The organism is Micromonospora sp. NPDC050397 (assembly GCF_044901685.1).
Taxonomy (GTDB): domain Bacteria; phylum Actinomycetota; class Actinomycetes; order Mycobacteriales; family Micromonosporaceae; genus Micromonospora_G.
This window is the reverse complement of the sequence record NZ_JBJDPS010000001.1, coordinates 729,788-742,498: the sequence shown is the minus strand read 5'-3', so window position 1 is coordinate 742,498 and position 12,711 is coordinate 729,788. Positions and strand designations below refer to the sequence as shown.

9 protein-coding genes are annotated in these 12,711 nt (G+C 71.0%); 6 read left to right on the top strand and 3 right to left on the bottom strand.

What is annotated here, in order from left to right; translation table 11 throughout:
* Positions 1 to 199 precede the first annotated feature (199 nt).
* Positions 200 to 766: a general stress protein gene (locus ACI2K4_RS02835; protein WP_404508212.1), complete on the bottom strand. Its 567-nt coding sequence runs from the start codon at positions 764 to 766 to the stop codon at positions 200 to 202.
* A gap of 251 nt (positions 767 to 1,017) precedes the next feature.
* Here ACI2K4_RS02835 and ACI2K4_RS02830 point away from each other — a divergent pair, with 251 nt between their 5' ends.
* Complete coding sequence (locus ACI2K4_RS02830; protein WP_404508211.1) at positions 1,018 to 2,328, top strand: D-arabinono-1,4-lactone oxidase; 1,311 nt, start codon at positions 1,018 to 1,020, stop codon at positions 2,326 to 2,328.
* Between the two features lie 218 nt (positions 2,329 to 2,546).
* A complete protein-coding gene (locus tag ACI2K4_RS02825; RefSeq protein ID WP_404508210.1) occupies positions 2,547 to 3,752 on the top strand; it encodes a monooxygenase in 1,206 nt (401 codons plus the stop codon).
* Between the two features lie 52 nt (positions 3,753 to 3,804).
* On the opposite strand, the gene ACI2K4_RS02820 is transcribed toward ACI2K4_RS02825, so the two are convergent.
* Together ACI2K4_RS02820 and ACI2K4_RS02815 are read right to left on the bottom strand one after the other, a co-directional pair.
* Positions 3,805 to 5,490: a CocE/NonD family hydrolase gene (locus tag ACI2K4_RS02820; RefSeq protein ID WP_404508209.1), complete on the bottom strand. Its 1,686-nt coding sequence runs from the start codon at positions 5,488 to 5,490 to the stop codon at positions 3,805 to 3,807.
* A gap of 130 nt (positions 5,491 to 5,620) precedes the next feature.
* Positions 5,621 to 6,649 (bottom strand): LacI family DNA-binding transcriptional regulator, encoded by a 1,029-nt coding sequence (locus ACI2K4_RS02815; protein WP_404508208.1) that lies wholly within the window; start codon positions 6,647 to 6,649, stop codon positions 5,621 to 5,623.
* 207 nt (positions 6,650 to 6,856) lie between these two features.
* On the opposite strand from ACI2K4_RS02815, the gene ACI2K4_RS02810 reads away from it, so the two are divergent.
* The 4 genes from ACI2K4_RS02810 (at position 6,857) to ACI2K4_RS02795 (ending at position 12,669) form a co-directional block, all read left to right on the top strand.
* Positions 6,857 to 8,125, top strand: coding sequence for an ABC transporter substrate-binding protein (locus tag ACI2K4_RS02810; protein WP_404508206.1), 1,269 nt, complete (start codon positions 6,857 to 6,859; stop codon positions 8,123 to 8,125).
* 88 nt (positions 8,126 to 8,213) lie between these two features.
* Entirely contained in the window at positions 8,214 to 9,107 is an 894-nt protein-coding gene (locus tag ACI2K4_RS02805; RefSeq protein WP_404508205.1) for a carbohydrate ABC transporter permease, read from the top strand.
* Positions 9,104 to 9,940: a carbohydrate ABC transporter permease gene (locus ACI2K4_RS02800; RefSeq protein ID WP_404508204.1), complete on the top strand. Its 837-nt coding sequence runs from the start codon at positions 9,104 to 9,106 to the stop codon at positions 9,938 to 9,940. The genes ACI2K4_RS02805 and ACI2K4_RS02800 overlap by 4 nt, the downstream gene beginning before the upstream one ends.
* On the top strand, positions 9,937 to 12,669 hold the full coding sequence (locus ACI2K4_RS02795; protein ID WP_404508203.1) for a hypothetical protein: 2,733 nt from the start codon (positions 9,937 to 9,939) through the stop codon (positions 12,667 to 12,669). The genes ACI2K4_RS02800 and ACI2K4_RS02795 overlap by 4 nt, the downstream gene beginning before the upstream one ends.
* Positions 12,670 to 12,711 lie beyond the last annotated feature (42 nt).

Sequence of the window (12,711 nt, the reverse complement as noted above, 5' to 3'; positions counted from 1 at the left end):
AATCCGAAGCACAATCGTGTACTAAGCGTCGATATTTCCTGAATCACTATGGACTACTCGACACGTACAAAAGCACGCAACACGTCGATCAGGGGTAGACGAATTCGACGGGGAATGCTTGGTGCCGTACCCCGGAGACGCAGCGGGGCCGCGCGACCGTGACGGTCGCGCGGCCCCGAGGTGCCGGAGGTACGGCGGACTACTGGCCGGCCGAACCCTCGCTGGTCCGCCAGTTCAGCCGGACGACCAACTGACGCGCCTCCTCGGCGTGCTCCGCGTCGACCGCGACGGCGTACTGCTCGGCCTGCAACGAACTGCGCGAGGTGAAGTCACGGCGCCCCCGGGTCATCGCGTGCGCGCTCGCCCCGAAGATCGCACCCCAGACCGCGCCGATGACGACGGCCGCGATCAGCACCCCGAACCAGCTCGAACTGCTGAAGATGCCGAACAACAGTCCGATGAAGAGTCCGAACCAGGCGCCGCTGGCAGCACCGGCCGAGGCCGCCCGACCGGTGGTCATTCGGCCGATGACGTTCTCCACCAGGCGTAGGCCGGTGCCGACGATCGCGGTGTGCTGCACCGGGAAGCCGCTGTCGGAGAGGTAGTCCACGGCACGCTGGGCGGCGGCGTAGTCGGGATAGGTCGCCACGGTCACGGTCGGTGGCGCGAGTTCCGGTACGGCGCCCCCGGCCGCGGGCGGTACGGGCTTGCCGGCCGGTCCCGGCGGCAGGTCGCCGGCTCCGGGGGTCGAGGGTGTGGTCACCATAACCTTCTTTCGAGGGAGGTCGATCGGGGTACGCGCTCGGGGTCGACGGTCGAGGGACCGCCGGCACCGGGATGTCCGGGTACGGCCGGTCATCCGATGCCCGCCCGGTGATCGTGTCACCGTGGCGGTTGGCCCGCACCTGCCCACCGGGCAATGTTGGTACGGTGTGCCGCCACACCGCCGCCGCACCACCGCACCCTCGCGCCGCCGCACCACCGCACCGCCGCCGCGCCCAGCAGACAGGACCGCCGATGACGTCCCCGCCGCCCACCGGACCGACCCCCGCACCGGCGACCGGTGCCGGGACGAACTGGGCCGGCAACATCACCTTCGGTGCGCGACGCCGGCACCGTCCCTCCTCGCTGGCCGAGCTGCGACGGATCGTCGCGGCCGGCGACCGGGTGCGGGTGCTCGGCACCGGACACTCGTTCAACCACATCGCGGACACCCCCGGCGACCTGGTCTCGGTCGCCGGACTGCCGCAGCGGTTGGAGGTCGACCCGGTGCACCACACCGTCACGGTGAACGCCGGCATCCGTTACGGCGAACTCGCCGCCCGGCTGCACGCCCGGGGCTGGGCGCTGCACAACCTCGGCTCACTCCCGCACATCTCGGTGGCCGGCGCGTGCGCCACCGCGACCCACGGCTCGGGTGTGCACAACGGCAACCTCGCCACCGCCGTCGAGGCGATGGAGTTGGTCACCGCCGACGGGGAGCTGGTCACGGTGAACCGGGAGACCGACGGCGACCGCTTCGCCGGCATGGTCGTCAATCTGGACTCGCTCGGCGTGGTCACCGCGCTGACGCTGCGGATCGAGCCGACCTACGACCTGCGGCAGTACGTCTACCAGAACCTTCCCGCCGAGCGGTGGCACGCGCACCTGGACGACATCCTCGGCGGCGGGTACAGCGTGAGCCTGTTCACCGACTGGACCGGTGACACGGTCGACCAGGTCTGGCGCAAGTGCCGGACGACCGACGGGGAGGAATCGCCGGCCACCGCGGACTGGTACGGCGCCACCCCGGCCGACCGGCCGCTGCACCCCGTACCGGGGATGTCGGCGGTCAACTGCACCGAGCAGTTGGGCGTACCGGGACCGTGGCACGTACGGCTGCCGCACTTCCGGCTGGAGTTCACCCCGAGCAGCGGCGAGGAACTTCAGTCGGAGTACTTCGTCGACCGGGCCGACGCCCTCGCCGCACTCGACGCCCTCGCCGGCATCCGGGAGCACATCGCACCGGTGCTCCAGATCTCGGAGATCCGGGCGGTCGCCGCCGACGATCTCTGGTTGAGCCCGAGCTACCGGCGGGACAGCGTGGCGCTGCACTTCACCTGGGTCAAGGACACCACGGCGGTGCGCCCGGTGCTGGCCGCCATCGAGGAGCGGCTGGCGCCGTTCGCCGCCCGGCCGCACTGGGGCAAGCTGCACGGCGTCGACCCGGGGGTGCTGGCCGGACGGTACGAGCGCTGGTCCGACTTCCGCCGGCTGCGGCGTGAGTACGACCCCTCCGGCACCTTCCGCAACGAGTGGACGGACCACTACTTCCCGACCGGAAGCTGACCCTGCCGCCGCTAACACCGCCGAGTCGTACGCGGAGAAATTTCACCTTCGCCTCCATTGTGTCTGATCTCCGACATCACAGGGTGTTGTCCGGGATTAGCCGAATATCACCCCGGTAGGCTGGCTTCCGGTCACAGATAACCATTGCCCGCTCACAGCGGGTGGCGCCTGATCCGTTCGGGCCTGCCGAGCGGATTCCCAGCCGACCGGAGGCAGCCATGGAATTCGCCCGACCCGTTCAGCGCTCCCTCGGCCCGATCGCCGTACTCGGTGCCGTCCTGCTCGTGCTCACCGCCTGCACGTCCGGACCGGATCGCGGCGAGGCCGACCGAGGCGGCCCGTCACCCAGCGGCGCCGGACACGGCGGCCACGACAGCCGGTTCGACCCACCGTCGCCGGCACCGCTGCGGGACGGGGAACGGTTCGTCAACCTGACCATGCCCCGGCCGTACACCCCGGCGGCACCGAACGGCGGCACCGACGAGTACCGGTGCTTCCTGGTCGACCCCGGCCTGACCGGCTCGGCCTTCCTCACCGGCAGCCAGTTCCTGCCGCAGAACGTCGACCTGGTGCACCACGCGATCTTCTTCCGGATCGGTCCGACCGATGCCACCGCCGCCCGCGCGCTCGACGAACGTACGCCCGGGGAGGGGTGGACCTGCTTCGGCAACAGCGGGATCGGCAACGACGCCGCCTGGATCGCCCACTGGGCACCGGGCGCGAACGAGACGCTGCTCGCGCCGAACCTGGGTTACGAGCTGACACCCGGCAGCCAACTGGTGATGCAGGTGCACTACAACCTGCTCGGCGCGCCGGCCGGGGCGGTCGGCTCCGACCGGTCCGGTATCCGGTTGCGGCTCACCGAGGGCGGCGCGGACTTCGTCCCGCTGCACACCACCCTGATCTCGGCGCCGGTGGAACTGCCCTGCACGGCGGAGGAGTCCGGGCCGCTCTGCGACCGCGCCGCCGCCGTCAGCGACGTCGCGACCCGGTTCGGCGCCGAGGCGCGGGAGGCGGTCGGCGAACTCAACGAGTACTGCAACGACGGTCGGCCGCCGGCGGCCGGCACCACCCAGCACTGCGACCACGAGGTACGCGAGAAGGCCACCCTGCACGCGCTGGCTGGCCACATGCACCTGCTCGGCCGAGCGATCAAGGTGGAGCTGAACCCGGGCACACCGCGGGCGCGTACGTTGCTCGACATTCCCGCGTACGACTTCGACGCCCAGGCGATCCAGCCACTGACCACACCGGTCACGGTCGAGGCGGGCGACCGCTACCGGGTCACCTGTACCCACGACGCCGGCCTGCGACGGCAACTGCCGCAGCTCCAACCGTTGCCGCCCCGGTACGTCGTCTGGGGCGAGGGCACCAGCGACGAGATGTGCCTCGGGCTGATCGTCGAGTCCCACCCGGCCGCCTGAGGACGGCGCCGGGTCCCGGCCGGCGGTCGCCGCCGGGACCCGGCGCGGCGGGTCAGCCGAGGTCCGGCTCCCCCGCCGGCACCACCGGCAGGATGATCCGTGACGGTCGCGCGGCATCGTGGTGGACGGTCTGGTCCGCGACCGCCAGACCTTCGGCGTCCGTCGCGCCGGTGTCGACGTTCCGGTCCCAGCGGGGAAAGTTGCTCGACGTGACCTGGACCCGCAGCCGGTGGCCCCGACGGAAGACGTGCGCGATGGACCAGAGGTCGATTTCGTGCTCCGCCGGCTGGCCGGGGGCGACCCGGACCCGGACGATGCCGTCGGTGAGGTTGCGTGACACGCCGTCCGGGTCGACGTCGCAGAGCCGGGCCACCCAGTCGGCGCTCGGCGCGCTCGACGCGGCGACCAGCACCATCCTGACCCTGCCGGTCACCTCCAGGTCGGCGTCGAGCGGCTCGCCGGTGTAGACCAGCACGTCCGGCCGGCGCTCGACCCGGTGCTGGTCGAACGGTCCCGGCGGATACTCGCTCGCCATCAGGATCTGTCCGCCGTGGGTGCGTACCGGGTCGGTCGGGTCGTACCGGAAGGTGTCCGGTGCCTCGTCCGGGCCCGGCGGCTCGGCCCGCAGACGACCGCCCGCCCCGAGGTGGAGCGGGGTGTCGACGGCACGGGCCAGCGGCCACGTCGGTTCGTGCCGCCAACGGTTGATCCCGGTGAGGAAGAGCCGTACCGGCAGTTCCGTTGTCGGGTCCGGAATTCCCGGCTTGAGCCACCGGTCGAGCCAGTCGAGCTGCACGTCGGCCAGGGTCGCCGCCAGGTCGAGGCTGCGCTCGTTCGCGGCCAGTCCGAAGTTGAGCTCGCCCTGCTGGTGGCCGCCCTGGCTGCGGTGCGACCACGGTCCGACGATCAGCGCGGCGGGGTGACCGGCCTCGCTCATCCCCTGGTAGTTGTCCAGGGTCCCCTGGACGAACACGTCGTACCAGCCGCCGATGTTGAGGGTGGGCACGTCGACCTGGTGGTACTTGTCGGCGACCCGGCAGGCGGCGACCGCCTCCGGGTCGGCGAGCGCGCGTTGGTAGCCCAGGTCGGGGACCCCGTGCCGGGTGAAGGCGGGGAACGCGTCGGCGGGCAGTTCCCAGTACCCCGTCCGGTCCAGCGTGTCCAGTTCGGCGACCAGGGCGACCAGCCGGCGACGGAGCTCGACCGGGTCGTCCCGGAAGCGTCGGGAGAGCTGGTTCGCCCCCTGTTGCAGCGACCAGTTGCCGCCGAGCCCCAGCTCGATCGCGCCGCCCCGGGCGAACAGCCCGTCGAACGGCTCCGACCAGGTGAACGCGGGCACGATGGCCTTCAACTCCGGTGGTTTGCCGGCCGCCGCCATCCACTGGACGTTGCCCAGGTAACTCGGGCCGTACATGCCGACGAGACCGTTGGCCTCGGGCAGCCGGGCCGCCCAGCGTACGGAGTCGTAACCGTCGGCCTGCTCGTGGCGCAGCGGCTCCCACTCCCCCTCCGAGGCGTAACGTCCCCGGGTGTCCTGGAGCACGACCAGGTAACCCCGGCGTACGGCGGCCAGCGGGTTGAGGGTGGCGAGGATGCCCGGATCCTGCTTGTTGTACGGCGTCCGGACCAGCAGCACCGGCCACGGTCCGGTGCCGCCGGGGCGGAACACGTCGGCGCGCAGGACAACACCGTCACGCATCCGCGCGGGTACGTCGAACTCGATCCGTACGTCGGCCATGGTCGCGTCCCCTCCACCCGGTGCGGTCTGCGGGCCGGCGCCGCACGCCGGCCGGGACGAGATCATAGGCGATGTCGGTCGACGCCGTCAGAATAACGTTATCCCCGGCACCTCCCCCGGCACCTCCCGGTCACGGCCTCAGCTCGCCCGAACCCCGGGGCACCAACTCGACCGGGACGGTCACGGTCTGCACCGGCCGGGTCGGATCGGCGGACCGGGCCAGCAGCAGCTCTATCGCCGTCCGCCCGATCGCGGCGCTGTCCTGCGCGACCACGGTCAGCGCGGGGCGGAGCAGGTCGGCCAGGAGGAAGTCGTCGAACGCGACGATGGCGAGCCGGCCGGCGTCGGCGCCGAGCCGCCGCAACACCTCCACGGTGGCGGTGGCGTTGCCGGTGATCAGGGCGGTCGCGGGCGACGTACCGCCGAGCGCGGTCTCCAGGGCGGCGGCGATCCGGGCCGGTTCGAGCGCGCCGGGGTGCACCATGCCGTCGAGCGGACCGCCGTGCGCGGTGACGCAGGCCCGGAACGCGGCGGCCCGTTCCCGGCCGGTGAAGATGCGCTCGTGGTCGCCGATGTAGGCGATCCGCTGGTGACCGTGGAGGACGAGCTGGCGGAAGGCCAGGCCGATGCCGCCCGCGTTGTCGGAGAGCACGCAGTCGGCGGCCAGCCCGCCGGTGGGCCGGTCCACCGCGACCACCGGCAGGCCGGCGGCGACCTCGGCGGCCAGGTACTGGTGGTTGTCGCCGACCGGTTCGAGGATGAGCCCGTCCACCCGGCGCCGGCACATCGACATCACCGCCTCGCGCTCCCGCTCCTCCTCGTCCTCGGTGGACATCGCGAGCACGGTGAGCTGGGCCGTCCGGGCGGTCTGGTCGACGGCGCTGAGCACCGGGTGGGCGTCGGCCAGGTTGCGGACCGCCGCGCCGATGGTGCCGCTGACCCCCCGGCGCAACTGCCGGGCCCGCTCGTCGGGCTCGTAGTCGAGCGCGGCGATGGCCGCGCGGATCCGGCTGACCAGGTGCGGACCGACGGTGGGGTCACCGTTGACGACCCGGGAGACGGTGCGCAACGCCACCCCGGCCTCCTGGGCCACGTCCCGCATGGTCGGCCGCTTGCGGCGGCGGTGCCCGGCGGTGCCCTGCACCGTGCGCTCAGTCATCGCCGTGATTCTCCCTCTCCCGATCCGGGCCGTGCCGCCCGCACCCGATCAGTTTCGATCAGGGCAACAGTCTTGACACGACCCGGAAACTTCCTATCCTCGGGACAACGTTATCTCGACTCGCCATCCTGGAACCCTTCCGGGGTCTCCCGCCCGTCGGCCCGGGACCCCACCACCCCGCACACCACGATCGCCAGGAGGACCACCTTGATCCGCAAGCCCCTGTTGGCGGCGTGCCTCGTCGGCGCGCTCGCCCTCACCAGCGCCTGTTCCAGCAACGGCACCGGCGACGGTGGCGACAGCACGCTCACCTACCTGACCTTCGAGACCCCGAGCCTGACCTCCACCTTCTGGAACGACTCGATCGCCGCCGCCCAGGGACAGGCCGCCGGGGTGAAGATCAACCGGATCACCTCGCCGAACACCGACCGGGACGCGTACGCCAAGCAGCTCCAGGCCTCCGGTCAGTTCCCGGACCTGTTGCAGTCGATCACCCCGGCCAACTTCGTCGGCGCCGGCCTGCTCCAGCCGTACGACCAGACCTGGGTCGACGCCAACTTCCTGCTGCCGCAGGGCAACGCCCTCGAGGGCAAGGTGTACATCCCGCCGACGAACTCGCAGGTCATCCCACAGGTCTACTACAACAAGGAACTGTTCGCGAAGGCGAACGCCACCCCGCCGAAGACCTGGGCCGAGTTCCTGGCCGTCTGCGACAAGCTCAAGGCGGCCGGGATCAACCCGATCGAGCTCGGCGGCGCCGACCCGTTCGCGGCCGGCATGCCACTGGTCGGCATCATCAGCGCCGACGTGCTCGGCAAGAACCCGAACTGGCTCCAGGACCGGTACGCGGGCAAGGTCAAGTTCACCGACGACAACGTCGTCGCCGCCGCGAACAAGTACCGCACCCTGGTCGGCAACGGTTACTTCGACAAGGGCGCGCTCGGCGTCAAGTACGCCGACTCGATCACCCGGTTCACCGGCGGCAAGTCCGCGATGTACCCGATGGGGAGCTGGTTCCTCGGTTCGGTCCCGAAGGAGACGGCGGCGAACTTCGGCGTCTTCCCCTGGCCCACCGACGACGGGTCGCTGGTCGTCCCGTTCACCGTCGGCGGCTCGATGGCGATCAGCGCGAAGAGCAAGGACATCCCTGGCGCCACCAGGTTCGCCCAGGCGTGGTCGCTGGATCCGAAGAACCTCAAGGCCCTGATCGAGGGTGACGGCGCCTTCCCGATGCTCAAGGACAAGACCCTGGACGACTACGGCGTGACCGTGACCCAGGTCTTCAAGGAGTCGTACGCGTACGTCACCGACCAGAACACCAAGGTCAGCTCGATCGGCTGGGCCACCAACGACGACGCCCTGCCACCCGGGGTCAACAACGACTTCTACGCCGCCAGCCAGGCGCTGTTCACCAGCGACGACGTCAAGGGCGAGTTGGCCAAGCTCGACAAGTCCTGGGAAACCGCGACGAAGTAGCGCCACCGCGCGCCCACACCCCCTGGTAACAGCGACGACCGGGTCGGGGGAGAACAGCTGGACCCCCGGCCCGGGTTAAGGAAGTGAGATGCGGCCTCGGACGAGTCGAGCACGCAGGGAGAACAGCGGCCTCTTCGGCATCGCCGCGGTCGCCTTCGGACTGTACGTCTGCTTTCTCGTACTGCCCCTCCTGCTGAGCCTGCGCAGCAGTTTCACCAACGAGAACCCGCTCCGGGCGACGAGCAGCTTCGTCGGACTGGAGAACTACCGCGAGGCGTACGGGGACGAGCAGCTCCGGGCCAGCCTGGTCTTCACGCTCGTCCTGGCGGTCGGCGTCACGCTGGCGGCGAACGCGATCGGCGTGCTGTTCGCCCTGATGCTCAACCGGACCACCCTGAGCTACCGGGTGATGCGGACCGTGGCCTTCCTGCCGCAGGTCCTCTCCGGGGTGATCGTCGGCTTCGTCTGGCAGACCATCCTGACCCAGGACGGCCTGCTCAACAACGTACTCCAGCGGCTCGGGCTGATCGACGAGCCGTTCGCCTGGCTGGGTAGCCCGAACGCCGCGCTCTTCTCGATCGGCGTGGTGGTCGCCTGGATCCTCAGCGGCTTCACCACCGTGGTCTACCTGGCGGCGTTGCAGAACATCCCGCTCGAACTGCACGACATGGCCGCCATGGACGGGGTCAACCGCCGGCAGCGGTTCTTCCGGGTCACCTGGCCGATGCTCGCGCCGGGGACCACGATCAGCGTCACCATCTCGCTGATCACCGTGCTCAAGCTCTACGACGTGATCGCCGTGCTCACCGGCGGCGGTCCGGCCAACTCCACCCAGTCCACCGCGCTCTACATCGTGCAGCTCGCCTTCACCTCGGACCGCTTCGGTTACGCCTCGTCGGTCGCGATGGTACTGCTCGTGCTCTCCGCGGTGATCGCGCTGACGGTGACCAACACGCTGCGCCGCCGAGAGGTGAACCTGTGACCGCCATCCGCCGGCTGCGACCCCGGGTACGCGTCGTCGTCGCGGCCGCCGTCATCCTGGTCTTCGTCGCGCCGATCTACCTGATGATCGTCAACGCCTTCAAGGCCCAGCCGGACATCCTGCGCAGCCCGGTCGCCCCGCCGCTCCCGCCGACCTGGCAGAACCTCGGCACCGCGCTGAGCCGGCCGGACAACCTGATCCAGCTCGGCCTGCGCAACTCGCTGGTGACCGTGGTCTGCTCGGTGGCCCTGCTGATCCCGCTCAGCGCGGCGTTCAGCTTCTACCTCTCCCGCCGCCGCACCCGGGCGCGGGCGGCGGTGCTGGCCCTGCTCGCCGCCGGGCTGATGATCCCGCCGCAGGTGATCCTGCTGCCCACCATCAAGATCCTCACCTGGTTCGGGCTGGACCACAGCTATCCCGGCCTGATCCTGTCCAACCTCGGCGGCGGCTACCTCTCCTTCGCGGTCTTCGTCTACGTCGGCTTCATGCGCTCGGTCCCCGAGGAGGTGATCCAGGCGGCCCGCCTGGACGGGGCCGGCGGGGTACGGATCTGGTGGCAGATCGTGATGCCGCTGGTCCGACCGGCCACCGCGACCGTGGCGATCTTCTCCTCGCTCTGGATCTGGAACGACTTCCTGAACCCGCTCTTCATCCTCGGCCCGTTGCAGGGCCAGACCATCACCACCGGCCTGTACCTGACGATTGGACAGTATTCCGTGGACTACGGGCAGTTGTTCGGCATCATGTTCCTCGCCGCGATCGTGCCGGTGCTGGGCTACCTGGCCGTGCAGAAGCAGTTCATCGCCGGGCTGACCGCGGGGTCGAGCAAGTGACCGCCGCCGCCGACACCGCCCGACGTACGCCGCACGACGACCGGCCGGTGGGCGTACCCGACCTGGACGAGGTGACCGGCGAGTGGGTCGACGCCGACGACCTCGCCCACCTGCCGTCGCTGCGCAACCAGCGGGGGCAGGGACACGTCAACCACGACCTCACCTCGCTCTCCTGGCTGGCGGCTCCGCCGTACTCGTTCGGCTACCACACCGGGGTACTGCGACTGGACGGCACGGTGCTGGACGCGCACCGGTTCCGCTGGAAGCCCTGGGGCGTGCAGCGTGAGCACCGCGACGCCGAGGTGTCGGTCCGTACCGACACCCGGATGGCGCTCGGCCGCGACCTGCTGCTCTGGCGGGTCGAGGTGACCAACGAACAGGCGCAGGCGGTCACGTACCAGCTCGACCAGGAGCTGTTCGCCCTGCTCGGCGAGGCGGAGGTGGGCTGGGGCTGGCTCTACGACGTGCCCTGGAGCAACGGCGACTACCACGACTTCATCACCCTGGAACGGATCCGGGACAACACCCGACCGGGCCGGGACGGGTCACCGTACCTGCTCGGGCCGGGTCCCCGGCGGGTGCGGCTGGGGCGGCCCCGACTGCCCGGCATCCAGCGCGACGAGGACAGCTCCCCGATGCTGATGCGCTACGAGCTGCCCCGACACGTCAGCCAGGACACCGTCTACCCACACCGGAGCGCCGTTCCGGGAGTGCTGCGGAACCTGCGCTGCGGCACCGACGAGGAGGGCGGCACCCTCCTCGACCTCGCCGGGCCGGTGGAGCTGGCCCCGGACACCCAAGTCGACCTGGACGAGTTCGAACTGCGCGACGGGCTGCTGGTGAGCTTCGAGTTCCGACCGGAGACGCTCACCGAACCGGGCGTCATCCTGACCCACGGCAACCACCCGGACTCACTGCAACTCGGGATCGACGCGGACGGGCTCTGGGTCGGCATCTCCGGCGAGACCGCTTACGCCGACACCCCGCTGCGGGCCGGCGAGTGGCACACCATCGCGGTGGTCCTCAGCGAAAACCAGGCCACCCTGCTGCTCGACGGTTGGCCGGTGGCCCGGACCGGCCACTGGACCCGGTCGGACCGCTGGCGGACCACGGTCGTCGACAACACCGTCCGGACCGCCGACGGCCGCTCGGCCGCTCGGGCGGCGTACGCCTTCTCGACCGCCCCGACCGAACTGACCGGACTCGGCGCCGGGGCACGCGCGACCTGGTCGCTGACGCTCGCCCCGGGCGAGACCCGCACGATCGGTGTGGTCTGCGCGTACGGCACCGACGCCGACGAGGTGCTGGATGTGGCGACCCGTACGGCGGCCGGCTTCGACGAGGCACTGGACGAGACCGAGCACGGAACGCGCCGGCTGTGGCGGAACATGTTCACTCCCGGCAACGAGGACTTCAGCGGGCACCTGCCGACGTTCGAGCCCGACGACCCGAAGCTGGGCCGCGCCTACTACATGGGTGCGCTCCTGGTGCTCTACATGCGCACCGTGCGGGCCAGCCCGACCGAACCGGTCTTCCTCACCGGCGGCCCCCGCCTCGGCCCGACCACCACGTTCTACTGGGACCACACCGAGTGGAGCCGGATGTACGCGCTGCTCGAACCGAGCGGACTGCGGGCGTGGCTGCTACGGGCGCTGGCCGGACCGTACCGTGACTCGTTCGGCTTCGACACCCGGCACGGCGGCCCGCTCGGCAACGAGTACGCCTCCACCGACTACGCCCTGTTCCGGCTGGTGGAGCACTATGTCTGCGTCACCGGTGAGCTGGCCTTCCTGGACGAGCCGGCCGGTACGGACACGGTCGGCGGCCACCTGGAGCGGCTCGCCCACGGCTGGCGGGACCGGCGTCGGGCCGCCACCGGCGGGGTGCTGGCCGACTTCGGCGACGACGCCTGGCGGGTGCTGGAGTGCGTGCCGAACTACCTGAACGTGATCGCCTCGCTCAACGCCGGGTACGTGGCGATGATGCGCTCCCTGGCCGAGTTGTTCCGGCTGCGAGGCCGGGAGGAGGAGGCGGATCGGGCACTGGAGCAGGCGGGGGCGCTGGCGGCCGGCGTGCTCGGTCTCTACGTCCCCGGCGGGCGCTGGTCGGTACGGCACCCGGAGCACACCGACACCATCGGGCACGTGCTCGACTTCGGCCTGGTCGCCTCGGCCATGCACGCGGACCTCTCCCCCACCCAGCGCGCGGAGATGGTCGACTTCGTCAGCGAGCACCTGCTCACCGGCGCCTGGATGCGTGCCCTGTCCCTGGACGACCCGGTCGCGGCGAGTTCCGACCGGCCGGACCACGGTGCCGGCGGGGCGTTCGGTGCCTGGCCCGGGGTGACCGCGCACGGGCTGGCCAAACTCGGCCGCCCGGACCTGGCCGTGGCGGTGCTGCGGGCGACCCCGGACGCGGCCTCCGGCGGGCTCTGGGGACAGGCGATGGAGATCGTCGACCGGGATCCGGACCGGTCCGGACGGCCGGACCGACGAGACCCCGCGAACATCCGGGTCCGGGTCGCCGAGCGGGGTGTCTCCAACCGCGACTCGATCGCCGGTGCCGCCACCGCCGAGGCGGTCCTCTCCGCCCTGTTCGACGTCAACCCGACCTTCGCCGACCTCGGCGGTGCCGTGGTCGGGCCGGGCGTCGTCCGCCGCCCCGGCGTCGGCGTGCTCTCGCACCTGAACGTCGCACCGGTACGGCCGGCGACGGAGCCGTACCACTAAGACCTCACCGGTCCGGCGCCCCCGCGTCGGCCCGGTGGGCAC

Bases quoted from the DNA above. Each gene is read 5' to 3' on its own strand.
- ACI2K4_RS02835 (WP_404508212.1), bottom strand. From the start codon at position 766: ATGGTGACCACACCCTCGACCCCCGGAGCCGGCGACCTGCCGCCGGGA.
- ACI2K4_RS02830 (WP_404508211.1), top strand. From the start codon at position 1,018: ATGACGTCCCCGCCGCCCACCGGACCGACCCCCGCACCGGCGACCGGT.
- ACI2K4_RS02825 (WP_404508210.1), top strand. From the start codon at position 2,547: ATGGAATTCGCCCGACCCGTTCAGCGCTCCCTCGGCCCGATCGCCGTA.
- ACI2K4_RS02820 (WP_404508209.1), bottom strand. From the start codon at position 5,490: ATGGCCGACGTACGGATCGAGTTCGACGTACCCGCGCGGATGCGTGAC.
- ACI2K4_RS02815 (WP_404508208.1), bottom strand. From the start codon at position 6,649: ATGACTGAGCGCACGGTGCAGGGCACCGCCGGGCACCGCCGCCGCAAG.
- ACI2K4_RS02805 (WP_404508205.1), top strand. From the start codon at position 8,214: ATGCGGCCTCGGACGAGTCGAGCACGCAGGGAGAACAGCGGCCTCTTC.